The organism is Thermosynechococcus sp. B1, from assembly GCF_030322985.1.
GTDB lineage: Bacteria > Cyanobacteriota > Cyanobacteriia > Thermosynechococcales > Thermosynechococcaceae > Thermosynechococcus.
Genome location: NZ_CP096573.1, coordinates 1184771 through 1209018, shown reverse-complemented (window position 1 = coordinate 1209018; position 24248 = coordinate 1184771). Strand labels below are relative to the sequence as shown.

General features: G+C 53.6%; 27 protein-coding genes. 15 read left to right on the top strand and 12 right to left on the bottom strand.

Going from position 1 to position 24248, the window contains the following annotated elements:
• The first annotated feature begins 185 nt into the window (after positions 1 to 185).
• Both M0644_RS13200 and M0644_RS13195 read left to right on the top strand, forming a co-directional pair.
• Entirely contained in the window at positions 186 to 470 is a 285-nt protein-coding gene (locus M0644_RS13200; protein WP_399374366.1) for an IS630 transposase-related protein, read from the top strand.
• The gene (locus tag M0644_RS13195; protein WP_399363083.1) at positions 448 to 747 is read left to right on the top strand and encodes a transposase; all 300 of its coding nucleotides are present in this window, start codon (positions 448 to 450) and stop codon (positions 745 to 747) included. Before M0644_RS13200 ends, M0644_RS13195 begins: the two co-directional genes overlap by 23 nt.
• Before the next feature lie 23 nt (positions 748 to 770).
• Here M0644_RS13195 and M0644_RS06175 read toward each other — a convergent pair whose 3' ends face one another.
• The 7 genes from M0644_RS06175 to M0644_RS06145 form a co-directional block, all read right to left on the bottom strand.
• Entirely contained in the window at positions 771 to 1304 is a 534-nt protein-coding gene (locus M0644_RS06175) for an NUDIX hydrolase (protein WP_149819120.1), read from the bottom strand.
• Positions 1292 to 2116, bottom strand: coding sequence for a site-specific DNA-methyltransferase (locus M0644_RS06170; protein ID WP_149821710.1), 825 nt, complete (start codon positions 2114 to 2116; stop codon positions 1292 to 1294). The genes M0644_RS06175 and M0644_RS06170 overlap by 13 nt, the downstream gene beginning before the upstream one ends.
• Positions 2117 to 2363: 247 nt before the next feature.
• Positions 2364 to 2717 carry a DUF1257 domain-containing protein gene (locus M0644_RS06165; protein ID WP_149819118.1) on the bottom strand — a complete coding sequence of 118 codons (354 nt, stop codon included), beginning with the start codon at positions 2715 to 2717 and terminating at the stop codon, positions 2364 to 2366.
• Positions 2718 to 2837: 120 nt separating this feature from the next.
• Positions 2838 to 4367 (bottom strand): AAA family ATPase, encoded by a 1530-nt coding sequence (locus M0644_RS06160; protein WP_286627164.1) that lies wholly within the window; start codon positions 4365 to 4367, stop codon positions 2838 to 2840.
• A gap of 44 nt (positions 4368 to 4411) precedes the next feature.
• Entirely contained in the window at positions 4412 to 4735 is a 324-nt protein-coding gene (locus M0644_RS06155) for a ribbon-helix-helix domain-containing protein (protein WP_149819114.1), read from the bottom strand.
• A gap of 132 nt (positions 4736 to 4867) precedes the next feature.
• Positions 4868 to 5863, bottom strand: coding sequence for a methionyl-tRNA formyltransferase (fmt, locus tag M0644_RS06150; protein WP_286627063.1), 996 nt, complete (start codon positions 5861 to 5863; stop codon positions 4868 to 4870).
• A gap of 36 nt (positions 5864 to 5899) precedes the next feature.
• Complete coding sequence (locus tag M0644_RS06145) at positions 5900 to 8164, bottom strand: ribonuclease R family protein (protein WP_286627062.1); 2265 nt, start codon at positions 8162 to 8164, stop codon at positions 5900 to 5902.
• 221 nt (positions 8165 to 8385) lie between these two features.
• Between M0644_RS06145 and acpP the strand changes: the two genes are divergently transcribed.
• The 6 genes from acpP to M0644_RS06115 all read left to right on the top strand — a co-directional run bounded on the left by acpP (position 8386) and on the right by M0644_RS06115 (position 13578).
• Positions 8386 to 8631 carry an acyl carrier protein gene (acpP, locus tag M0644_RS06140; protein WP_149819108.1) on the top strand — a complete coding sequence of 82 codons (246 nt, stop codon included), beginning with the start codon at positions 8386 to 8388 and terminating at the stop codon, positions 8629 to 8631.
• 4 nt (positions 8632 to 8635) lie between these two features.
• On the top strand, positions 8636 to 9898 hold the full coding sequence (fabF, locus tag M0644_RS06135) for a beta-ketoacyl-ACP synthase II (RefSeq protein WP_149819106.1): 1263 nt from the start codon (positions 8636 to 8638) through the stop codon (positions 9896 to 9898).
• A 35-nt stretch (positions 9899 to 9933) separates the two neighbouring features.
• The gene (tkt, locus tag M0644_RS06130) at positions 9934 to 11928 is read left to right on the top strand and encodes a transketolase (protein WP_286627061.1); all 1995 of its coding nucleotides are present in this window, start codon (positions 9934 to 9936) and stop codon (positions 11926 to 11928) included.
• A 97-nt stretch (positions 11929 to 12025) separates the two neighbouring features.
• A complete protein-coding gene (locus M0644_RS06125) occupies positions 12026 to 12448 on the top strand; it encodes a hypothetical protein (RefSeq protein WP_286627060.1) in 423 nt (140 codons plus the stop codon).
• A gap of 4 nt (positions 12449 to 12452) precedes the next feature.
• Positions 12453 to 12863, top strand: coding sequence for a hypothetical protein (locus M0644_RS06120; protein ID WP_286627058.1), 411 nt, complete (start codon positions 12453 to 12455; stop codon positions 12861 to 12863).
• A gap of 97 nt (positions 12864 to 12960) precedes the next feature.
• Positions 12961 to 13578, top strand: coding sequence for a DUF3727 domain-containing protein (locus M0644_RS06115; protein ID WP_149819098.1), 618 nt, complete (start codon positions 12961 to 12963; stop codon positions 13576 to 13578).
• On the opposite strand, the gene M0644_RS06110 is transcribed toward M0644_RS06115, so the two are convergent.
• The gene (locus tag M0644_RS06110; protein WP_286627057.1) at positions 13575 to 14972 is read right to left on the bottom strand and encodes an aminotransferase class I/II-fold pyridoxal phosphate-dependent enzyme; all 1398 of its coding nucleotides are present in this window, start codon (positions 14970 to 14972) and stop codon (positions 13575 to 13577) included. The genes M0644_RS06115 and M0644_RS06110 overlap by 4 nt on opposite strands.
• A gap of 43 nt (positions 14973 to 15015) precedes the next feature.
• Between M0644_RS06110 and M0644_RS06105 the strand changes: the two genes are divergently transcribed.
• Genes M0644_RS06105 through M0644_RS06090 form a run of 4 tightly spaced genes read left to right on the top strand, consistent with a single transcriptional unit; the run spans position 15016 to position 17817 of the window.
• The gene (locus tag M0644_RS06105; protein ID WP_011057702.1) at positions 15016 to 15297 is read left to right on the top strand and encodes a helix-turn-helix transcriptional regulator; all 282 of its coding nucleotides are present in this window, start codon (positions 15016 to 15018) and stop codon (positions 15295 to 15297) included.
• On the top strand, positions 15290 to 15541 hold the full coding sequence (locus M0644_RS06100; RefSeq protein ID WP_286627055.1) for a hypothetical protein: 252 nt from the start codon (positions 15290 to 15292) through the stop codon (positions 15539 to 15541). Before M0644_RS06105 ends, M0644_RS06100 begins: the two co-directional genes overlap by 8 nt.
• Positions 15542 to 15583: 42 nt before the next feature.
• On the top strand, positions 15584 to 16576 hold the full coding sequence (locus M0644_RS06095; RefSeq protein ID WP_149819094.1) for a pentapeptide repeat-containing protein: 993 nt from the start codon (positions 15584 to 15586) through the stop codon (positions 16574 to 16576).
• Between the two features lie 44 nt (positions 16577 to 16620).
• Positions 16621 to 17817 carry a GNAT family N-acetyltransferase gene (locus M0644_RS06090; RefSeq protein WP_149819092.1) on the top strand — a complete coding sequence of 399 codons (1197 nt, stop codon included), beginning with the start codon at positions 16621 to 16623 and terminating at the stop codon, positions 17815 to 17817.
• Here M0644_RS06090 and nrdR read toward each other — a convergent pair.
• Positions 17814 to 18302, bottom strand: coding sequence for a transcriptional regulator NrdR (gene nrdR / locus M0644_RS06085; protein ID WP_149819090.1), 489 nt, complete (start codon positions 18300 to 18302; stop codon positions 17814 to 17816). The two genes, M0644_RS06090 and nrdR, sit on opposite strands and share 4 nt — an antisense overlap.
• 119 nt (positions 18303 to 18421) lie before the next feature.
• Here nrdR and M0644_RS06080 point away from each other — a divergent pair, with 119 nt between their 5' ends.
• From M0644_RS06080 to M0644_RS06070, 3 genes are all read left to right on the top strand, one after another.
• A complete protein-coding gene (locus M0644_RS06080) occupies positions 18422 to 18553 on the top strand; it encodes a hypothetical protein (RefSeq protein ID WP_286627052.1) in 132 nt (43 codons plus the stop codon).
• A 317-nt stretch (positions 18554 to 18870) separates the two neighbouring features.
• Positions 18871 to 19194: a hypothetical protein gene (locus tag M0644_RS06075; RefSeq protein WP_286627050.1), complete on the top strand. Its 324-nt coding sequence runs from the start codon at positions 18871 to 18873 to the stop codon at positions 19192 to 19194.
• Positions 19195 to 19333: 139 nt separating this feature from the next.
• The gene (locus M0644_RS06070; protein WP_286627049.1) at positions 19334 to 21472 is read left to right on the top strand and encodes a bifunctional diguanylate cyclase/phosphodiesterase; all 2139 of its coding nucleotides are present in this window, start codon (positions 19334 to 19336) and stop codon (positions 21470 to 21472) included.
• Positions 21473 to 21501: 29 nt separating this feature from the next.
• Here the strand turns inward: M0644_RS06070 and M0644_RS06065 are convergent, their stop codons facing one another.
• From M0644_RS06065 to M0644_RS06055, 3 genes are all read right to left on the bottom strand, one after another.
• Positions 21502 to 22032: a YqhA family protein gene (locus tag M0644_RS06065; protein WP_149819084.1), complete on the bottom strand. Its 531-nt coding sequence runs from the start codon at positions 22030 to 22032 to the stop codon at positions 21502 to 21504.
• Between the two features lie 126 nt (positions 22033 to 22158).
• Complete coding sequence (leuB, locus tag M0644_RS06060) at positions 22159 to 23244, bottom strand: 3-isopropylmalate dehydrogenase (RefSeq protein WP_149819081.1); 1086 nt, start codon at positions 23242 to 23244, stop codon at positions 22159 to 22161.
• A 57-nt stretch (positions 23245 to 23301) separates the two neighbouring features.
• Positions 23302 to 24231 (bottom strand): pentapeptide repeat-containing protein, encoded by a 930-nt coding sequence (locus M0644_RS06055; RefSeq protein ID WP_149819079.1) that lies wholly within the window; start codon positions 24229 to 24231, stop codon positions 23302 to 23304.
• Between the last annotated feature and the right edge of the window lie 17 nt (positions 24232 to 24248).

The window sequence follows — 24248 nt, the reverse complement described above, 5'->3', positions numbered from 1 at the left end:
CTCACAGCTCAAAAATTTGCCCTAGGGGACAATAAAAGTGTGGCAATAGGGGAGATGTCAACGTATAGCCATTTCGAAAGGGAGTGAGATATTTTCAAGAGGGATAGGCTATACTCAAAGCGTCATGAATGTTACTCAAGAATATGAGCTATAGCTTGGACTGACGAGAGCGGGTTGTCTCCTATATCCAGCAAGGCGGCAAAATCAGTGAAACGACTCAAATTTTTCAGGTGAGCTGCGCCGCCATCCATCGCTGGCTGAAGCGAGAGGACTTAGCCCCCACAGTTGTCCCCCGTCGTCCTTGGAAGCTGGATTGGGCGGCCTTAGCAGCGGATGTTGCTGCCCATCCCGACGACCGTTTAATCGACCGTGCCCAGCGATTTGGCGTCCAAGTTTCCACCATTAGTTACGCCCTCGACCAGATGGGCATCACCCGAAAAAAAACAGATGCGTTACCAAGAACGGTGTGAGGAAGAGCGGCAAGCGTATCAACAGCAGCTCGACACATGGGTAGAGAGTCACGGCGAGGAAACAGTGGTGTATATCATGGATAATGCACCGATTCACCCGAAAGGGGTGATTCAGGCAGTGGTGAAAGCGGCGGGTCACGAGGTGTTATTTTTACCGAAATACTCTCTTGATTTGAATGTGATTGAGCACGACTTCAGTGCGCTGAAGCGAGCGCGAATGTATGCAGGGTCAAACAGTTCGATTGATGAGGTGATTCGCAAGTATTATGCTGGATGATGCCTCATTCTCTATTGGAATAGCTATAAAGAGAGATACAGCCATTGCAACAAAACAGCACGACATTGCAAGCACTCCAACTGTGCAAGAAGCTGTGAGATGTCCGGACTCCCGAGCCGAAACCTGCCCCCGGCTTGAGGTACCGTTGCCCTTGGTGCGAGTTCAGCAACAAAGCCCCACACTCTTTGATTGGAGAAAGCACTATTGACCAGCCAAGGCTGCTCACTGATCGGGGTGATTCCTTGAATGACATCAGCGGTAATTCCCAATTCCCGTGTCAAAATTTGCGGCACGATCGCGATCGGATCTTGATCCGACCCTACTCTGCCACCGGGAAAATCCACCGTAGCTCGCTGAACCCCCACCCGAAAGGTTGGCGGCAAGCAGATTAAATCCTTCCCTTGCAGCGGCAGGACAATCACCGAGTCCGCCTTTTCTACCCGCCAGTATTCTAAGGTTTCACCTGTGTCCGTCAGCCACTTCTCGGCAATCAAGGTCACCCACTTGGATTGAATGCGTACCAGTTCATCGAGCGATCGCCAATTCACTGTTGCCACTCTTCAGGAACTTGGGCTATTTTCTCATGCCCTGTGGGGGCGTACACCGGTCTGCCGAGGGGACGGTAGGGCAGGGTGCCATTTTCATAGGCCTGAATCCGTTGGCGAGCAATGTTGACATAAGCGGGTTCCTTTTCACAGCCCATCGCCCGCCGATTGTGCATTAGGGCAGCCAAAAGCGATGATCCCACCCCCATATAGGGGTCAAAGACCCAATCCCCTTCATGGCTGAGGGCGAGAACGCACCGCTCCACCAACTCAATGGGAAACTGGCAGGGATGCAATGTTTTTTCAGGATGATTGAACTTGACATTGGGAATATCCCACACCAGTTCTTGCCAATCCTGAAGAAGGATTTCCCAGACATCGGATGGATTTTTGCCCAAGGGATTGCCCGAGGGTTTGCCCTTATTGGGGCCTTTGAAATGGCGTTTCCCCGGATATTTGGCTGGAATACGCACGGCATCCAAATTAAAGATGTAGTGATCGGACTTCGTGAACCAGAGAATCGTTTCATAGCGGCCAGAAAAGCGCTTTGTGGCATGGAGACCATGGCCAAATTTCCAGATGATGCGATTGCGCAGCTTCAAACCCAACCGCTTGAACAGGGGATAAAACAAAATATCCAAGGGATACACCTCTCCCCCTTGAACAAAATTCCCCACTTGCCAGCACAAACTTCCCTCTGGCCGTAGTACTCGATATAGCTCGGTAATTACCTCACTTTGGCTTTGGAGATAGTCCTCGATCGCCACCGGCGTTTCATAGGCCTTGCCGAGGTTGTAGGGCGGCGACGTAAAGATGAGCGTCATAGCCTCATCCGGCACCTGACGAATCACCTCACAGACATCTCCACTGGCAACGACTAGCTTAGCCTCTGGAGAAAAACGCTCTTGAATGTGCTGGCCAGAACTCAATAACTATAAGCCATCCTTCCCTGTACCGCCAAAATACCATATTCGTAATCCTGAGATAAAAAAAGAGGCCGACCCCTAGGGAGTCAGCCAGCGGATTACTTGGGAACGCGCGCTAGACAGTACAAAGCAATTGGCAACAGGATTAGCTATGCACCACAAGCTTGACGTTGGCGTTCTGAAGGCCAGGACGCTTCACCTCAGCCAAGGTTTTGTTGATGGCATATTTTTGGTTGATCGAGTTGATCAGCTCGGTTTGGTTGTGTTTTTTGGCCACACCCCAGAGGTCAGCAATCAGATCAAAGGTGCCATCAGCATTGCGAGACCAGCCCAGATCATACTCGCCATCGAGGACAGCGACGATGTCAGAGCGAACACGTTGGCCATTGTAGCCACGCACATCGGCATTGGTTTTCACCGTAATGCCCAGATCCCGCAGGGACGCTTTCAAGATTTCAGCATCGGTAATTTTCGTACGCAGGGTGCTGAAGTGAGACATGTGGATTTCCTCCAGATTGAGACAGAAACATTGGACTGAATGAACCACAATTTATGGCGAACCAAACCCCTGTGGTCGGGTCTTTCTCCCATCTGCGCAGGGCAGACAGAAGGAAGCTTGTCAGAACTCCAGTCGCTGGTATTCAGCCACTGAAGCAGCCGCCGGACGCGCCCGTTGGCGTGCCCAATCACGCAGTGCCGTGACCTGCTCTTGCATCGTCTTGGAAAGGGGTTGAGTGGCACGGCTAGCGGCAATAATGTCTAACTGGGTAAACTCACGCCCTTGAGCAAAGGCTTCGTACATGGCAGCAATGATGGCCTGCTCAATCTCGGCACCTGAAAAGCCATCACAGATATTGGCCAGTTGCTCTAGGTCAAAGCGATCAATCTCGCGACGGCGCTTGGTGAGGTGAATGCGAAAGATTTCCTTGCGCTCCTCGGCATTGGGCAAATCCACAAAGAAAATTTCATCAAAGCGACCTTTGCGCAAAAATTCACCGGGGAGCCGTTCGACGCGGTTGGCTGTCGCCAAGACAAAGACGGGAGACTTTTTCTCCTGCATCCAAGTCAGGAAGGAGCCAAAGATCCGGCTTGAGGTACCGCCATCGGAGTCCGAGGAGCCTGCTCCGCCCGCAAAGGCCTTGTCCATTTCATCAATAAAGAGAATGGCAGGGGAAATGGATTCAGCGGTTTTTAGGGCATTGCGCAAATTGGCCTCCGATCGCCCCACCATTGAACCGTCATAGACGCGCCCCATATCAAGGCGCAGCAACGGCAAGCCCCAAAGGCGGGAGGTGGTTTTGGCAATCAGGGACTTCCCACAGCCGGGAACCCCCAAAATTAACATCCCCTTCGGTTGCGGTAAGCCGTATTCACGCGCCTTTTCACTGAAGGCGTTGGCGCGTTGGCGTAACCAGACTTTCAGTTCCTCTAGACCGCCGACCGAATCAATGGTTTCATCCACTTCCATATACTCGAGGATGCCATTGCGACGAATAATTTGCTTTTTCTCGGAGAGAATAATATCTACCTCTGCTTCCGTGAGGCGACCTGCGGTCACTTTGGCTTTGCGAAAGACTTTTTCAGCTTCATCCCGCGTCAGGCCAAGGGTGGCTTTGACGAGTTTTTCCCGTACCTCAGGGGTGAGGCGGCGATTGCGGGGGTCTAGTTGCTCCCCGAGCACCTCATCCAGTTCACTAATACTGGGTAGGGGGTAGTCAACGACAACGATTTCTTTTTCCAGTTCGACAGGAATCCGCTGCGCTGCTTCTGGGGACATGAGAATAATGGTCTTGTGGCTGCTCTTGAAGCTGGCGATCGCGTCCCGTAAAGAACGAGTCACAGGGGGCGAATCAATGAAGGGGTGCAAATCCTTGAAGACGTAGATGCCCGGTTCCCGTTGGTGAACAACCCATTGAATGGCGGCTTCCGGCGAGACAGTGTTGTGGTGACTGTTGTTGCGGGGATGGCCATACTCGACCATGCCGTGGGTCACTGTCCAGATGTAGAGCTTGCGGGGAGACCGCCCTTGAGGCCCGACTTGACTTTGGGCAATGGTAGCGATCGCCTGCTCAGCCCGCTCTTCTTCAGAGGTCAGGAGGTAGATCAACGGATATTGCGCTTGGATGAGGATACTTAATTCTTCTTGCACAGCAATCACCTCCTTCTTTCAAGGCTGACCCAACACCCCCGCCCCTAGCGGGCAGACACCAACTCGACGGAGAGCGAAGGAACACTGAGGCTGTCGTCATCAATCACTGTGGGCTGATTGACCAAGGCCGTTAGCTCATCCCCCCGTAGGACAAGGGCACTAGCACACTCTGGGCAGTGGTAAACCCGATGCACATTGCCATGCTTTTGCTCGGCATATTCCGCCAGTACTTCTGGGTGAGCCAGCAGAAATTCAATGGCACGTTCAGCAAGGGTGGACATCGTTTCCTGCTCGACCACAGCGGCAATCTTTAGCTGGCGGTGCACATCGGGGGATAGATACAACGTAACCTTTTGCTTATCTTCCATAGGGGTTAGAGACGTACCTAGGTATGTGTGCCAGTGTAGTGAGCCGATCCGAGGGGTGTCAAGGTGAAATGCTGTCAAAACGGCAAAATCGTAACATTTAGTTACATTAAGCCCCGCGTGCTTAAAACTCAGTTACAGGGCTGAGGGCATAATACCGAATTGAGTGGCGATCGCCAGCCGTACCCCATTGACAAAATCCCACCCCGATTGGGCTTTGCGACCACTCAAGTGCACTTGACTCAGCAGCAGGCGACCCTTGCCCGTCTGTACCACGGGGCCCCATCCCTTAATTAGCTCTACCACCGTACCCGGGGCGGAAGATGCCTCAGGCTCACAAACAAAAGAGTGTAAAGGTTCCGGTAATTCGGCCCTCACTTCGGGCACCAATGGCCACGTTTGCAGCAGTTTCAAGGGGGTGTCTTGCCACTGGGTATAGGCATAGGGGTAAAAGGCGCGCACTTGGTTGTGAAGGGCTAAGGCCGATCGCCCCCAATCAATGGCATAGTCACTTTTTTGAATGAGCGGTGCGTAGGTAGCCTCAGCGTCGTTTTGGGGTTCGGGTTGAAGCTGTAGCAGTTGCTGCAAGGTTTCTAGTAGGAGGTCGGCACCCATGTCACTGAGCTTGGCACTGAGGGTAGCAGCGTTATCTCCTAGATGAATCGTTACTTTGCGCTTCAGGAGCATCGGGCCTGTGTCCATACCCGCATCCATGCGCATCGTCGTCACGCCGGTTTCCCCTTCGCCATGGTAGAGCGCCCACTGAATGGGCGCGGCACCGCGATACTTCGGCAGCAGCGAGCCGTGGATGTTGATGCAGCCGTAACGGGGAATCTCAAGGATCGACGGGGGCAGGATTTGACCGTAGGCCACCACCACAAAGACATCAGCGCCTAGCGATCGCAAGACCTCAGGCAGCTCTGGATCCCGACGCAGACGTTCCGGCTGCCAAACCGGTAATCTGTGGCCAAGGGCTAAGGCCTTGACCGGAGAAGGCGATAACTGGTTGCCCCGTCCCCGTCGGCGATCGGGCTGGGTGACCACCCCCAACACTTGATAGGTCTCTGTTTCCAGCAGCCGTTGTAGCGGCGCAAGGGCAAACTCCGGTGTGCCAAAATAAATGATTTTCAACCGCTGCCCACTCCCTGCAAAACGTCAACTGCTGGTTTAGAGAGTCTCAGGAGCGTCATCCTCAGAAGGGGTGAGGGCTTCGCCGCCGTCACTACTACCGTTGAGATCTTCTTCCGTCACTTGGGAGCCACCACTAATAACCGCCAAATCCACCTGCTGGCGGTAGGAATCCACATTTTTAATCAGGACTTCAACGCGATCGCCCAAGCGGTAGCGCAAGCGGTTACGCCGACCCGTCAAGGTTTGGGCATGGGCACGGTATTCATACCAGTCATCCTTGAGGGAGCTGACGTGGACTAAGCCCTCAACATTAAAGTCAATCAGTTCCACAAAGAAGCCATAGGACTGCACGCCGGTAATAATGCCCGAACGCACTTCGCCGATGCAGGCTTGGACTTGGCGCACCCGTTGTAGCCCCACCAAATCCTTCCAAGCCGTGTAGGTTTGCCGCTCCCGCTCTTGGAGGTGGGGGGCTAATTCGTTAACGAGGGTGTCCACTTCCCGCTGGATATCGGTGGTGAAAACAGTCCAATTCACCTGCTCCAAGCAACTGGACTCGCCAAGATTGACGCGCTCTTTTGCCCGTGGCCCGCGGCGATCGCGCCCTTCCGTCAGGAGAATGTGCAAAATGCGCTGATTCACAATGTCAGTGTAGCGTTGGAGGGGTGAGCAGAAATGGCCATAGCCCTCGCCAGTGGCCAAACTAAAGTGGGGCAGCGCCACGGCAGTATCGCTGGCGGGTTTGAGTTTATCGAGCAACAGTTCCTGCAACACGGCTGCTAGATCCGAGGTGGCCAATTGTGCCATAAAGCGCTGACAGTCGCGGGGCGTGACCTGCGTGGGATTGTCTAGGCTCAAGGGCAAGTTGAGATTTTGGCAGAGCTTGAGAAAATCCTGCACGGCATAGAGTTCGGGCACAGGCTGCGTGCGGTAGAGAGCCGGTACCCCCAACTTCGCCAAATGCCGAGCCAGGAGTTCATTGGCAAGGATCACTAAGCTTGTCCAAGGGGTGACCCTCGGTAGGGGAATGGCGGGGGCGAGACCCTCATCGGCATAGGCAAGGCTCAGGGCATCCGCTGGCGTGACTTCAATACTCCCCCGTGCCTGTCGTTGCTGACTCACGGCATTGGCAAGGTGAATCAGGGCACGCAACCAATCACCGGAAGTATCCCCTAGGGCAAGGGTGGCCGCCACCTGCTCACTGGTGACACAGGCATCAACGCGGATACAACTGCGGTAAATTCTGTAGGACTGAACTTCACCGGCATTGTTGATCACCATCAGCAGCGAAATGGCAGCGCGATCGCCCCCCGGCAGCAAGCGCAACCTCTCCAATTCCTGCGGCAAGAGGGGCAAACTCAGTTCAGGGGTGGCGAGGGTCATCCCCTGACGGCGAGCAGTGCGATCCAGCAGTTCATCGCGGGGGAGCAATCCCCCCACATCGCTAATGTGAATCCCCAACTGCCAGAGATTTTGCTCGAGGGCATCGAGGGAAAAGGCCACTTGGGGTTCTTGGCCGGGAGCCACTAAGGTAATGGTGACCAGTTCCCGCAAGTCTTGGCGATCGCTCAAGTCCAAGGTTTCCAACTGGGCATTTAAGGTGGCGGCTGCTGTCCGCAGGGCTGGGCTAAATTGGCGGACAAGATTATGTTTGCAGCAAATCAAATCTAAGGCTGGCGCCGATTGGGCATCACTCCCTAGGATCTGGCCAATTTCCCCCGTCGGCAGGTACCCCCCCAAGGGATAGCGGCGAATGTTCACATGCACCAGTTGATCCACCACCGTGGATAGATCGGACACGAGGTCATTGGGTTCAAGGGCAATTTCAAAGAGCAGGCGATCGTCGAGGGGAATGGCCCGAAAGCCGTCTTCGGTCTGTTTCACCCGGGCAATCACCGAGGGATTTCCCCGCTCAAGGATCAGTTTCACTTCCCCCTCTGGAGATTTCTTGCGGCGGCCTTCACGGGTGACCCGCACCAGCACGCGATCGCCATTCCAAGCGGTACTGAGTTGATGCTCACGCACAAAAATATCTTCAGCACCCTCGGTATCTTGAATCGCAAAGCAAAAACCCTTGCTGGAGCAGCGCAGCCGCCCTTCAATCAACCCATCATCACTGGCGCGGCGATACTTGCCCCGTTCTTTGATGAGCAGGCCAATGCGTTCTAGGGCATCAAGGGCAATTTCCAGTTCTCGCTGGCTCTCAGGATCGTCACAGCCGAGTTTTTTTTCGAGAACTTTCGGGGCAACAAATTTATCTTCGCTAAAGTTGGCAAGCAGACTGGCAATCGTAAAATGCATCGGCAACTCGGTGAAGGGAGGGCAACAGTGGATGTAGCGTTGTTGGTGTCAAGTATCCAAACTGTAGCTTATCACAGTTGCAGGAGTATCTTAGGGGATCCCCAATCTGTCCTATAATTATGGCGCGTTGATTCTGGGCACGAAACATCCTAGATTTGAGGAATGGCGATCGCCCGCATCAATTACTGTTCTCAATCGTTGTCCATCCAGTTAAGGCATCTATGAATCAATCTGAAATTCTCGAAAAAGTAAAAGCCATTGTTGCCGATCAACTCAGTGTTGATGCAGAAAAGGTTGTGCCCGAAGCAAGTTTTGCCGAGGATCTCAATGCTGACTCCCTTGACTCCGTGGAGTTGATCATGGCACTTGAGGAAGCGTTTGGTGTGGAAATTCCCGACGAAGAGGCGGAAAAACTGAAAACCGTCCAAGATGTCCTTGACTTTATCAACAATAAGGTAGCTGCATAGATCCATGGCAAAGGCGCACCAAAAACGGGTCGTTGTCACGGGGATGGGGGCAATTACCCCCCTCGGCAACACCCTTGCGGAGTATTGGGAAGGGTTAATGGCCGGTCGCAACGGCATTGATTACATCACGGCTTTTGATGCCAGTCGTCATGACTGCCGCATTGCGGGTGAGGTGCGTGGCTTTGATCCCACCCTCTACATGGATCGCAAAGATGCCAAACGCATGGATCGCTTTGCTCAATTTGCCGTGGCTGCCAGTAAGCAAGCCCTTGCAGATGCCCAATTGACGATTGACGAGGGCAATGCCACTGACATTGGCATCATTATTGGTACGGGTGTGGGCGGCCTAAAGGTGATGGAGGATCAGCAGGAGGTCTATCTCACCAAGGGGCCCGATCGCTGTAGTCCCTTTATGATCCCGATGATGATTGCCAATATGGCCGCCGGACTCACCGCCATTCACACCGGTGCCAAAGGCCCGAATTCCTGTTCCGTGACCGCCTGTGCAGCGGGTTCCAATGCCATTGGCGATGCCTTCCGTATGGTGCAGCACGGTTATGCCAAGGCCATGATCTGTGGCGGTACTGAGGCAGCGATTACTCCCCTATCAGTGGCGGGTTTTGCGGCAGCCCGTGCCCTGTCCACCCGCAATGATGACCCCCACCATGCCAGCCGTCCCTTTGACCTCAACCGCGATGGCTTTGTCCTTGGGGAAGGGGCAGGCATCTTGATCCTTGAAGAATTGGAATTTGCCCTTGCCCGGGGGGCACGCATCTATGCAGAAATGGTGGGCTATGGCTTGACCTGTGATGCCTACCACATGACTGCTCCCTCACCGGGGGGAGAAGGGGCGGCCCGTGCCATTGAAGCCTGCCTCAAGGATGGGGAGATTGCCCCGGATCAGGTAAGCTATATCAATGCCCACGGTACAAGTACCCCCGCCAACGACAGTACGGAAACTGCCGCTATTAAACGTGCCCTTGGTGAGGAAAATGCCCGTCGCGTTCCCGTGAGTTCGACAAAATCCATGACGGGGCACCTCCTAGGGGGGTCAGGGGGTATTGAGGCGATCGCAACGGTGATGGCGGTTGCCCACGATCGCATCCCCCCTACAATTAACTTGGAGCAACCGGATCCTGCCTGCGATCTGGACTATGTTCCCCATCAGAGCCGGGCATGCTCGGTGACGGTGGCTTTGTCCAACTCCTTTGGCTTTGGTGGGCACAACGTGACGTTGGCCTTCCGCAAATTTACTCCCGATCGTTAACTGTCTGCTGCAAACCCAATTAGAGAGAGAAAGCAATGCCTGCGGTGACTCAATCCCTTGATGAACTCTGTATTAATGCGATTCGTTTCCTAGCGATCGATGCGGTGCAAAAGGCCAACTCCGGGCACCCCGGCCTACCAATGGGGGCAGCACCCATGGCCTATGTGCTGTGGAACCAGTTCATGCGGTTTAACCCCAAAAATCCGCAGTGGTTCAATCGCGATCGCTTTGTCCTTTCGGCGGGTCATGGCTGTATGTTGCAGTATGCCCTGCTCTACCTCACGGGCTACGACAGCGTCACCATCGAGGACATTAAACAGTTTCGCCAATGGGGATCGCGCACACCCGGTCACCCGGAAAACTTTGAGACCCCCGGTGTGGAGGTGACTACAGGCCCTCTCGGTCAAGGGATTTGTAACGCCGTTGGCTTAGCAGTGGCGGAAGCCCATTTAGCGGCTCGCTTCAACAAGCCCGATGTCACACTAGTGGATCACTACACCTACGTTATCCTTGGCGATGGCTGCAACATGGAGGGCATCTCCGGCGAAGCCTGCTCCCTTGCGGGTCACTGGGGCTTAGGCAAACTCATTGCCCTCTACGACGATAACCACATTTCCATTGACGGTTCCACCGACATTGCCTTTACAGAGGATGTCTGCAAGCGCTTTGAGGCCTATGGTTGGCACGTGCAGCACGTCGCCGATGGCAATACGGATCTTGCGGGCATTGCCAAAGCCATTGAAGCGGCCAAAGCCGTAACCGATAAACCTTCACTCATTAAAGTCACCACTACCATTGGCTATGGTTCCCCCAACAAAGCCAACACCGCTGGGGTGCACGGCGCTGCTCTTGGGCCTGAGGAAGTCAAGCTCACCCGCGAAAACCTTGGCTGGAACTATGAGCCCTTTGTTGTCCCCGAGGATGTCCTCAACCACTTCCGCAAAGCTGTGGAGCGCGGTGCTAGCTATGAAGCGGAGTGGAACCAAACCCTCGCCACCTATCGCCAAAAGTATCCTGAGGAGGCTGCCGAATTTGAACGGCTGCTGCGGGGTGAGTTGCCCGCCAACTGGGATGCTAATCTGCCGAGCTACACTCCTGAAGATAAGGCTGTGGCCACCCGCAAGCATTCGGAAATTTGCCTGAACGCGATCGCCCCCAATCTGCCCGAACTCATTGGCGGTTCTGCGGACTTGACCCACTCCAACCTCACCGAACTCAAGTGCTCCGGTGACTTCCAAAAAGGCCAGTACCAAAATCGCAATATTCGCTTTGGCGTGCGCGAACACGGCATGGCTGCCATCTGCAACGGCATTGCTCTCCACAATTCCGGCTTGATTCCCTACTGTGCCACTTTCTTGGTCTTTGCTGATTACCTGCGGCCTGCCCTGCGCCTCTCAGCCCTCTCCCAAGCGGGGGTGATCTATGTGATGACCCACGACTCCATTGCCCTTGGTGAAGATGGCCCTACCCACCAACCCGTGGAGACCTTGGCCTCATTGCGTGCTATTCCCAACCTACTGGTGATCCGTCCTGCCGATGGCAATGAAACCTCGGGTGCCTACCAAGTGGCCGTCCAACGCCGCAAACAGCCAACCCTCTTGGCACTGACGCGGCAAAATGTGCCCAACTTGGCCGGTACCTCTGCGGCCAATGTTGCCAAAGGTGCCTATATCCTTGTGGATTGCCAAGGTACTCCCGATTTGATCCTGATTGGCACCGGTTCAGAAGTCTCCCTCTGTGTCAAGGCCGCTGAAGTCCTGACAACTAGTGGCAAGAAAGTGCGGGTGGTGTCCATGCCCTCCTGGGAACTCTTTGAGGAGCAATCCCCTGAGTACAAAGCCAGTGTGCTGCCGGCGGGGGTAAAACGCCTTGCGGTGGAGGCGGCGTCCAGTTTTGGTTGGTGCCGCTATGCCGATGCAACGGTGTCGATCGAGCGCTTTGGTGCCTCGGCTCCGGGGAACGTCCTCATGGAGAAATTTGGCTTCACGGTGGACAATGTGGTGGCCAAGGCCAATGCCCTGCTTGGCTAAGTTGCCAATGGTACGCCTTTAGACGGAAAATATCAATAGATGCTCAGGGTGGGGGGTATAACTCTCTGCCCTGTTTTGCTTTTTTTGAGAACGCCCTATGCCACGTCGTCGGAAAAAATTTCCCTGCGGCCACCAAGGCTATGGTCAGGTTTGCCACTACTGCGCTCAGTTGATCCAAGCAAAAGCTCTAGAGGTAGCAGAACAGGAACAAGCACGACTGGCACAGGAACAAGCACGCTTGGCACGGCAGGAATGGGAGGCTTCCTTTGCCAACGATGTGGTGGATCTCCAAGGGTTGCCGAAGTGGATTGTCCTCAAAGCCCGCCAAGTGATTGCAGAACTCCTTGCAGGAGCCGACTATCGCCAGTTCAAGGGCAAGCGCCTGAATCACGATCGCCGAATTATTAGTATTCCCCTGAGCTATAACTATCGCCTCATCTGCTATGACACGGGCGATCGCATTGAACCCCGCAGTGTGCTCTCCCACGAAGCCTACAATGTCAAAAAACCTCTCGCTTAGTCTCATGACGGCCAACACGGATCATCCTTGGTATGCAGCGGCACAACTGATTCAACCGGCACTGATTCGCCTGCTTGATCATCTGCGGCGATCGCTAGAAACTTCCCCTTGGCAGGGCACCTATGAAACCGTTGAGATTCCCTGTGGTGAAGCCGAACCACAAATTCTCTACTGGCTGCACTTACGTCAGGGCGATCGCCAAGAGCGGGTGAACCTGTGGGAGCTGTGCTACCAAATTTGTTTTCAGCAGTACACCCCAGAACTGGACTACAACGGCATCCATGACTTTCAGGTGGGGGAGGTGCAAGCTGACCTCAGCCTCTTTGACCCTGCTGGGGAGGTGGACTGGCACAAGCTCGATCAGAAGGCAGCACAGGTGGTTGCCGCCCTATTTGCCGGCTTAGATCCCCCTTAATTTTAAGTTTTTGTAGAAAAATTAACCAAGGCTGCCCCACGGCGACCCACTGCATGGTATGCTCCAATGCCATAGGGAATCTTTTTACCGAAGCAGCATGGGTTCAAACTATCAAAACCAGCAAAATAGTAATGAGCAGCCTTGGGAGGAGGAAGACTTCGAGGAGGAGATGGAGCAACTCCGCCTTTACGATGATGATGGTCGCTTCCTCGACTGCTACATCGAGTTTCGTCTGAAGGTGCAAGGGGAAACCTATGCGCTGCTGCGGCCAGTGGACTACCCCGTAGAAATTTTTGCGGTCGTGGCCGAAAACGACGAGGAAGAAATCTTGGTGCCCCTAGAGGAGCAGGAAATTGATGCGGTCTTTGATACAGCCCGTGCCATCCTTGAAGAACAAAACCTCACCCTCAAGCGCACTGCACTAACCCTCACCGTAGCGGGTGAACTGCCGGATCTGGATGAAGATGAGATTCTCACGGTTGAGGTGGAAGCCGATGATGACATTGAGGAGTATCAACCTCTGGGCAGTAGCTTCTTTTGCGGTACACGGGAATACAGCGTTTATACGCCCCTGAGTCCCACCCTTTATGTGGCTCGCCTTGTCCCCGGTCAAGAACCTGAACTCCTCTCTCCCCAAGACTTTCAACACCTGCAACCCCTCTTGGAACAGCATTTGGTGAGCCATCTCATTGAAGAGGAGGACTGGGAAGACTAGACCCTACAGATTCTTAGGGTTTGTAGCGTAGGATCGGTAGCCCCCACGATCTCTGCCCCCAGCTCTTGGAGGGTTTGCAAGGTTTCAATCACTGATGCAGTGATCCGTTCGCCGGCGATAACAGCGGGAATTCCCGGTGGGTAGGGGGAGAGGGTCTCAGCGCTAATCTCATTTAAGGCCGCCTTGAGGGGAACCGATGCCTGTGGGCAAAAGTAGGCATCCCGTGGTGAGAGTGCGGGTTCTTGGCGGTTAGGGATTGGTGGGATGGCCAGTGGTGGCAGAGGGGCATGGTAACAGTATTCGGCGCAAACACTTTTTAGGCGATCGGCCAAGATTTCGAGCATTATTTGGCTGGTACCGAGGCCAAGGCAAAAGGTGAGCGATCGCCCGCTGGGAAATTCAGCAATGATCTGCGGTTGCAACAGCTCATCCAGGGCAAACCCCGTCAGACCGATCGGCCAAGTCCCTAGGGTCAATCGCAGCGGATCCTGAGGGATACCTGTGGGCTGCCAGCGCGGTAAAGGCCATTCAGAGGTCTTAACCCACTGGAGAAGTCGCGCGTAGATTTGCTCTCCCTGCTCAGCCATCTGCACCCCCGCCCGCTCAAGGGCTGCCAAAAACCAATAGCTGGGACTGGTGGTTTGCACGAGGTTCAGGGCTTGACTCAAGCGCTCAGGGGACACCCGCTCCCCCTTCAGATGCAGCACTGCCGTTTGGGTTAACGTGCCGAGGGTTTTGTGCCACGACTGCACCACCACATCTGCGCCTGCGGCCAAAGCGGCTACCGGCAAGGCGGGATGATAGGCAAAATGACTGCCGTGGGCTTCATCGACAATGAGGGGCAAACCGTGGTCATGGACGCACTGAGCAATCTCGACCAAGGGTGAGCAAAGGCCTTCATAGGTGGGACTGACAAGCACAACCGCCTTGGTATCGGGATAGGCAGCCAAGCCGGCGGCAACCACATCACGGGTAACGGGCAACGGCAGCCCCCACTGGGGATCAACGGCGACTCCCAAATAGACGGGCTTCGCCCCCGTTAACACCAGTCCCGCAATCACTGAGCGGTGGACATTGCGCCCCACGAGAACGCGATCGCCCGGCCCTACCGTGGCTAGAAGTGCGGCTAAAAGACCACTGGTGGCACCATTCACCAAAAACCAAGCGCGATCGCTCCCCGCCGTCGCCGCTACCGCCGCCTGTGCCTCTGCCAGCACTCCTGTTGGCTGCGCCAAATTATCAAGGCCGGGCAACTCACTTAAATCTTGGGCTAAGGCCATTCCCCAAAGGGCACGCAACAGCGGCTCCGTGCCTCGACCCCGTTGATGGCCGGGCGTGTGTAAGGGAATCGTGTGGTTTTGGGCTAAAAGAGCAGCAAGGAGAGAAATCGTCAACTACAATGAATATAAGGGTCTAAGTAATTATACGGATTTAGGGATGTCTATACCGCAAGACGACCGGTTGGAGTATTCACTGCTGTCGGAGCGTGAGCTACAGGTGTTGGAGCTTGTGGCGGCGGGGCTAACCAACCAAGACATTGCCGCCAAACTAGACATCAGCAAGCGTACGGTAGATAACCATATCAGTAATATTCTGATGAAAACAAAATCAGAAAATCGTGTGGCACTTGTGCGCTGGGCTTTAGCCTGGGGTAAAGTTTGCTTGAATGATGTCAATTGTTGTGCCTTACCCACTCCCCCGACCCAGCCCCATGAGTGAACGGGTGTACTACAATCCGCGGATGCCACTGGCGGTCTATCGTGAGCTGGCTGCCCACTTGCAGTTACTCGATGGGGTTTCTGTGCGGCTGTTGCCCCAAACCTGTTCCCGCTTTGACTACGAATTGAGTCAAATTGAAGGCATTGCCGTGGCTGTGCCCCCCACGCTTGACCGAGATGCCCAAGCACGATGTGAGAAGATTCTGGAACACTACGGCCTTCAGCACGGTGGCTGGCAATGTTAAGGACAGACATCCCTAGCGCACTGCTCCCTACGTTAGATTGCCATGGACGCTGAAGAGTTGCTCGCTCGCTATGCCAAGGGCGAAACCAATTTTCAAAGTGTGAATTTGGCGGGCGTAAGTCTCGTGGGTGCCGATTTGATTGGCATCGATCTGCGCGGTACCAGTTTACAGGGGGTGCATTTCCAGTTTTGTCATTTTGGTCGTGCTGACTTTAGCTATGCCCTCTTGACGGGCGCCCGCTTGGAGGGATGCAACTTTACCCAAGCAGTTTTTAACGATAGCCATTTTCGTGATGCCCAATGTCATGGTTGCGTTTTTGATCGCGCCAATTTGCAGGGAGCAGATCTCACATTGGCCGTTTTTCGCGACTGCAACTTCCTGAGTAGTGACTTGCGACAGGTGAATTTAAGCCATACGGTTTTGGCTGGCTCCTGTCTGCGCAGTGCTAACTTTCGCAAAGAGAACTATCAGGAGGGGGCAAGTCTGGTGGGTGCAGATCTGCATCAGGTAGATCTCCAAGGAACGAATTTGGCAGGGGCAGATCTATCGCGGGTGAACCTCAAGGGGGCGCATCTTAAAGAGGCCAACCTCAATGGCGCCAACCTGACCCAAGCGAATTTAGAAAATACCAATCTTCAGGGGGCAATTCTCACCCGTGCCATTCTCTATGAGGCGAATCTGGTGGGAAGCAACTTACGGCAGTCGCGGCTGGCTCAAGCAGACCTGCGGGGAGCGATTCTCACGCAAGCGGATTTAAGTCAAGCGATTCTCTCTGAGGCGCGGCTTGATGATGCCCAAGCTCAAGGGGTGAACTTGCGGGAAGCGGTTTTGAATAAGGCGGATTTGCGGCGTACGGATCTCACCGGGGCGGATTTGCAAGAAGCTCGCCTCATTGATGCCTACCTAGCCCGCACGAATCTCAAGGGTGCCAATTTACGTCAAGCCAACCTAATGCGTGCTGATCTCAGTAGTGCCCTGTTGCTGGAGGCTTGCTTGGAGCAGGCATTAATGCCCGATGGCAGTGTCTTTATCTAAAGCACTTGCTATAGTACAACAGAGACGCAGTTTCCCTGAGGGGTATGGCAGAGTTTGCAGCGGCACTGGCACCGGAGCTAACGATTCAGTGGGTGAATGCGATCGCCAGCGTTCCCCAAGACCAGTGGGATGCTCTTGCGTTGCCCCTAGAAACCCCCTTCTTTGAATGGGAATGGCTGCACCAAATTGAAGCCTCTGGCAGTGCAACGCTGCAAACCGGTTGGCTCCCCCATCATCTCTTGGTTTGGCGCGATCGCCAAGGTCAGCGGGAACTGGTCGCTGCCGCTCCCCTCTATGTCAAAGGCCACAGTCAAGGGGAATTTGTCTTTGATCACCAATGGGCAGAGCTGGCGGCGCGGTTGGGCATTCGCTATTATCCGAAGCTGCTGGGGATGGCGCCCTTTACGCCGGCGGTGGGCTATCGCTTTCTCATGGCCGAGGGGGTGGATGAGGTCAGAATGACCAAAGTGATGCTCCATGAAATTGATCGCCTCTGCCAGCGCCACCGCTTTTCCAGTTGTCACTTTCTCTACGTCGATCCCCAATGGCAGCCCGCTGTCGAAGCCTACGGTTATCGTGCGTGGCTCCACCACAGTTACATCTGGCAAAATCGCAACTATCAGACCTTCGACGACTATCTCGCGGACTTCAATGCCAACCAACGCCGCAACATCAAGCGCGAACGCAAGGCCGTGGCTCAAGCGGATCTCACGTTTCGGGTTCATCGGGGGGATGAGGTCAGCCGCAGCCTATTGCGCCAAATGTACGATTTCTATGCCGATACCTGCGACAAATTTGGCTGGTGGGGCAGCAAGTATCTAACACGGCAGTTTTTTGAAGCCCTCAGCGATCGCTATCGCCATCGAGTCGTTCTTTTTGCTGCCTATCCTAGGAGTGGCGCGCAGCGTCCCATTGCCATGTCCTTTTGTATTACCAAGGGAGCCAATCTCTACGGTCGCTATTGGGGCAGTGCCCAGGAGATTGATTGCCTGCACTTCAATGCCTGTTACTACGAACCCATTGAATGGGCGATCGCCAACGGCATTCAGCGCTTTGATCCCGGTGCTGGCGGACGCCATAAAAAACGGCGAGGCTTTCCGGCCACTCCCAACTACAGCCTGCACCGCTTCTATGAACCCCGTTTAGCGCAAATTTTTGACCACTACATTGCCCAGATCAATGATGAGGAGCAACGGCTCATTGACACGATGAATGCCGATCTACCCATGAAATCCCTCTAGGACTGGGAGAGCGTCACCAACTCTGGAGAGGCAGGGGTCTCTTGGAGATGGGCTAATTCCGCAACAAAATCACTAATCCCTTGGAACTGACGATAGACCGAGGCAAAACGGACATAGGCCACTTCGCTAAGATGACGCAGCCGCTGGAGTGCCGCTTCCCCCAATTCGGCGCTAGTGACTTCGCGGCGCGATCGCAACTGCAAATCCGCCTCAATATCATCTACGAGGGCTTCAATTTTTTGTTGGGGAATGTTGGTTTTGCCACAGGCGGTCATGATCCCCCGTAGCAATTTGGAGCGATCAAAGGACTCGCGATCGCCATTGCGTTTAATGACCGTAATGGGAACGTACTCAATCCGCTCATAGGTGGTGAAGCGACGGCTACATTGGAGGCACTCTCGACGCCGCCGAATACTTTGCCCCCCCTCTGCCGATCGAGACTCTAGAACCCGACTATCCGTATGGTGGCAATAGGGACACTGCATAGGGATCCCCGCTTATTTAGGCACCTGAGAGTATCATAGCCGATTCTTTCGAGCGATTAACATTCGCAAGGGCTGCGACAGCGTTTGTTAGGCTAGGGGTATCCATCGGGTATCCTGCCATGACCGATCCAAACCCCCAAAAGAAACGTAATCAACCCACGATCATTAACGTCGAGCCAGAAAATTTACTGCTCATTGTTGCCCTTGGTCTTTTCATTCCCTTAGTGATTGTGGGCTTTTTTGTGCACTAGGCTGAAAAAAACCAACCGCCTTGCCGTTATCGTTCTGCAAATAGTTTCGTTGCAACGACCCCTCAATGGCCGCAAAAAAGCCTAGGAGACCCTAGGGATTGACTATAAAAAATGTTAATGAATTGTAAAGATAAGAGCAAAGGACGAGTCTAATCAATAAAAAAGCAGCAAGAAATTAAAGAAAAATTTAGAACATTCCCTAAGATAGTGTAGCCTAAGTAACCCCTTTTCCCCGAAGCGCGTGGTAGGTTTTGAATGAAGCCAAAATTTTTCTAATTTTTCTATTTTTCCTTTAGCAAAGCAAGCGCTAAGTAATTATGCTGCACCTATCCATTTCCCAGGTTTATTACCTACGGCGTCTACTGCGCCAATATGAACCAATGCTCAAGCCTGTGATTGCTGAAGGGGCAGCACAGGTGGCTACGGCAGAAGTGGATCTGGGCGCTGTACTGGAGAGTCTTTATCCCGAGGCTGAGGAGTTGGCAACCGCCACCGAACAGTTGAGTCGGCTGATTCTTCTGCACCAGAAAAAAGAGCTGCTGTCTGCTGAGCAATATGAGGCGATTACCCAGCAGATTTTCTGGATTTTGGGACTAAAATACCTCTCACCAGAGGTGGGGCAACAATCAGTTACTGCTTAGGCCCTTAGGTTAGAAAATACAAAAATCTGCGGGGTTGGCAAGGAAAATGTCGCAAGAGGCTCCAAAGGGAAGGGGTCTTTCTAGTGCCATTGGCTGGTTCCAGCTGTTATTTCCCAAACGCCAAAGCTAGGATAGGATCATGGAGCACAATTCCTCCTTTTTATTTCCTCAATTTGGTCATCCAATCATGGGTGGGCAGGCGGGCTATGGTTTTGATTTTCCAGCAAGCGCGGATCCCTATGAGCTGCTGCGGAGTGTTTGTGCCCGTTTACCTCTGCTGATCCTGTTCTATGACAATGAAGGGCAGATTTACTCCATTAACCAAGAGGTGACGACCCAGTTGGGCTGGGATACGGGGGACTTGCTCTCGCGGGATTTTTTGAGCCAGTGTTTTCCCGATCCAGAGACCCAGCGGCAAGTTCGTTATTGGATGGTTCATACTCCTAGCGGTTGGCAAGAAGTGCCTATCCATGGGGCGGATGGCCAAGTCCTAGAGATGATCTGGGCCTTTGTGCGCTTTCCCAATGGGGCAGGGTTGATCTGCGGCTACAACATCACCGATATAAAGTTGACCCAAGCAGCGTTGCTGGAAACCAGCGATCGCTATGCACTGCTCACCCGTGGCATCAATGATGGCATCTGGGACTGGAATCTGACGACCAATGAGACATTTTATTCCTCGCGCTGGAAAAGTATTCTCGGCTATCAGGATCACGAAATTGGCAACCACATTGACGATTGGCTCAAGCGGATACACCCCCAAGATGTCGAGCGGGTCAAATTGAATTTAATGCTCCATGTGCGCGGCCAACTCCCCCATTTCCACCAAGAGTTTCGCATTCAACATTGCAATGGCTCTTATCGCTGGGCGTTGGCACGGGGGCTGGTTTTGCGGGATGCCTACGGGAATGCCACGCGGGTTGCGGGTTCTCTGACCGATTTGACGGAACATCGCCTTGCCGAGGCACAGTTGCTCCATGATGCCCTCCATGACTCGCTGACGGGGCTAGCCAATCGCACGCTGCTTTTTGATCGCATTGAACAAGCGGCTCGCCATGGTCGGCGTCGTCCCGACTACAAGTTTGCCATTTTGTTCATTGACATTGATCGGTTCAAGGTCATTAACGACAGCCTTGGCCACACTTGTGGTGACTTGATTTTGATTGAGTTGGCCAATCGCCTCAGCCGCATTGTCCGCCCTGATGACACGGTTGCTCGCATTGGCAGCGATGAGTTTGTGATTTTGCTGGATGATATTCGTGACAACAACGATGCTTTGGGGGTGTGCGATCGCATTCGCTGTGAACTCGATAAACCCTTTATGGTCAAAGATCAACCAATTACGCTGCGGGTGAGTATCGGCGTGGCCACGCGATCGCCCCACATTGAAAAAGCAGAAAACTACTTGCGCAATGCCGATATTGCCATGTATCGTGCCAAGTTGGCGGGGGGCAATCGCTATCAAGTCTTTAGTGAAGAAATGCATTTGATGGCGCGCGATCGCCTTTCTCTTGAAGTCGGCTTGCGCCAAGCTATTGAGCGGGATGAATTTACCCTCTTTTATCAGCCCATCTATCGTCTTAGTGATAATCGTCTCTACGGTTTTGAAGCCCTGATTCGCTGGCAACATCCCACCCAAGGTTTATTACTGCCCGATCGCTTCATTCCCCTTGCTGAGGAAACGGGACTCATTTTGCCTATTGGCGATTGGGTGATCTGGCGGGCTTGCCGCGATCTTCAGCACTGGCACGAGCAATTTCCCCAGTGTCAGTTGTCTGTGAATGTGAATTTATCGAATCGGCAACTGATGCACCCTGCCCTAGCCGAACAGGTGTTGGCGGCCCTGGAACAGACCCAGATTCCCCCCCATTGCCTGCACCTCGAAATGACCGAAAGTGTAGGCATTGATCAGCCCGATCAGGTGCGCGACATCTTACTTAAACTCAAGGCTCAAGACATCAAGCTCAGCCTCGATGACTTTGGCACGGGTTATTCTTCCCTGTGCTACTTGACCAATCTTCCCATTGACATCCTCAAAATAGATCGCAGCTTTGTGAAGCTGATCACTGAAACCGAGCAAAAACCCCTTGTGATTGATGCCATTGTCAGCCTTGCCAAGGGATTGGAACTCGAAGTGATTGCTGAAGGGGTGGAGCATCCCTATCAAGTGACGCGACTGCGGGAACTGGGCTGTGACTATGCCCAGGGCTATTATTTCTCGCAACCCCTGAGTATTGAGCAGGTGGATGCCCTGTTGGCGCAGATTCATGCTACTTAGAAACACCATTTCTTGGAGACCCTAAGCATCTAGTGATGGGCTTCTGAACTGACGCGGTACATCAAGTAGGTGCTGATGGCAATAATCAGAATTGCGGTGGCCAGATATAGTAAGTCAAGGGGCGTTTTGACATTGAAGGCAATCAGTTGCTTAAAGAAAGTCACCACCAGAGCCATGACGATTGTTTTTAGCAGTTTATCCTTAAGCTGATCTAAACTTTGAGCCTGCATCAGGGAAACATCAGTGGCGCGATCGCGAGCCAGACCCGCATCAATTTTAGAAATAAACAGTTCATAGATACCGAGGGCAAACAGCAACAAAATAATGCCAATTAAATACAAATCAATACCCGTGATGATGTAGCCAAGGGTTTTGATATAAATTGTGGAATCCCCATAATTGCGAAATTGGATGCCCAGCCCTAAAAGAATTTCATGACTGCCGAGAATAAATAGAGCAAAGGTACTGAGTAGGCTAAAAATGACGGGAATAATGACAAAAAGACGGAAATACCAGAGAAAAGGCTCAACAAGCCTCTCCAGTTGGGATAATCTTCGCATTACCAAGATCACCAAAAGCTCCTAACATCCTAGCAGAGGCACTCGCCAATCAAAGAAGGTGGGAAATGTTAGGGGAGCAATAGCTAGGGGTTAGTAGTTGAAGATTACTAGCAGAGGAGTAGGAGCCTATTGGGATAATTCTTTAATCAAGAGGTTGCCCATTTCGCGACAGCCCACCAGCGTACAGCCCTCAGCCATTAAATCGCCAGTGCGGTAGCCTTGATCTAAAACAGCAGTAATCGCTTCTTCGATCGCTTGCGCTGCTGCTGGTTGGTTGAGGCGATAACGCAGCATCATGGCCGCACTGAGCACCATTGCCAAGGGATTCGCTTTGTCTTGGCCGGCAATGTCGGGCGCCGAGCCATGAACCGGTTCAAACAGACCCGGCCCGGATTCCCCTAGGCTAGCGGAGGGGAGCATACCAATACTGCCGGTGAGCATGGCAGCAATATCGGAGAGAATATCGCCAAATAGGTTACTGGTGACAATCGTGTCAAACTGTTTCGGGGCGCGCACCAGTTGCATTGCGGCATTGTCCACATAGAGGTGGGTGAGTTCCACATCGGGATATTCAGCGCTAAGCGCAGTCAGGCGATCGCGCCACAGTTGGGAAACTTCAAGGACATTGGCTTTATCCACGGAGCAGAGTTTGCCCTGCCGTTTGCGAGCCGTTTCAAAGGCCACGCGGCCAATGCGGTCAATTTCCGTGGCGGTGTAGGCCATCGTATTCACCCCCCGCTGCTCACCCGTTTCCGTGGTGAAAATACCGCGCGGTTGACCAAAGTAAATGCCGCCAGTCAGTTCGCGCACCACCATGAGATCCACGCCGGCAATCACTTCCGGCTTGAGGGACGAGGCATGGAGCAGTTGCGGAAAAATCTTGGCGGGGCGTAAGTTAGCAAATAAACCCAGACCAGCGCGAAGGGCAAGTAATCCCGTCTCCGGGCGCAGATGACGGGGTAAGCTATCCCACTGCGTTCCGCCAATGGCGGCTAAAAGCACGGCATCACTTTGCCGACAGGTTTCCAGCGTTGCTGCTGGCAAGGGTTCCCCCACAGCATCAATGGCAGAGCCGCCCACAAGGGCAGGAATAAAGTCAAAGGCCAATTCAAAGCGAGGGGCGATCGCCTGTAACACATCGAGGGCAACAGCCGTAATTTCTGGACCAATACCATCCCCGGCCAAAACAGCAATGCGATACGTGGTTGCCATGCCTGTCTCAAAATCACCGATCTTCTAATCTACACCAGCAGCGGTCTTCCCTTGAGGCTATTCCGAGAGATAGCCATCCGGCAAAATCGCCTCGCTCATATCCACAGCACTGAGATCAACGCCATTGAGGCTGGCACCGGTAAGAATCGCTTCAATGAGATTGGCTCCCCGCAGATCGGCACCACTGAGATTGGCTCCCATTAAATTCGCCCCAATGAGAATGGCAGAGCTGAGATTGGCGCCCCGCAACAGTGCTTGGGCAAGGCTCACTCCCCGTAAATCGGCACCCACAAGGTTGGCTTTGTCCAAACAGGCATGGCGCAAGTTGGCTTCTTTGAAGGCCACTTCCCGCAGATAAGCTTCCTCAAGGTGAGCACGGCGCAGATTGGCTCCAATCAGGACGGCTCGCTCTAAATTGGCTTGGTACAAATTGGTGGCACTGAGATTGGCACCGCGTAAATTGGCCTGCACCAGTTGACTTTCTCGCAAGACGGCATCTGCCAAATCAGCGCCCCGCAGGTAGGCTTCCGTTAAGTTGGCACGGGTGAGGTTGGCACGTTCTAGCTCAGCAAGGGTGAGATCCGTGAGCGTCAGGTTGGCATCCCGCAAAATGGCTTCACTCAGTTGGGCACCGGTGAGGTTGGCTTCACTGAGGTCGGCATTGGCAAGGTTGGCACGGCTGAGATCCGCCCCCGTTAGGTTGGCCTTGCGCAACGACACCCAGCGCAGATCGGCGCTAATTAAAATCACACCCCGCAGATCCGCCCCCCGCAAATCCGCCTGACTGAGATTGACGCCCGTAAGAATGGCTCCCCGCAAATCAGCCCCTTGCAGGTTGGTACTTTGTAGGGCAGCATCGGTGAGATCGGCACGGGAAAGGTCAATGCCCGTCAAAATATACCGACTCAGGTTAGCGCGGCGCAAGCGTACCCCCGCAAAGTCGCGATCGCCCACGCTATATTGTTTCAGTAGAGCATCTGGTTCCACAGTAATTCAGTCACGTC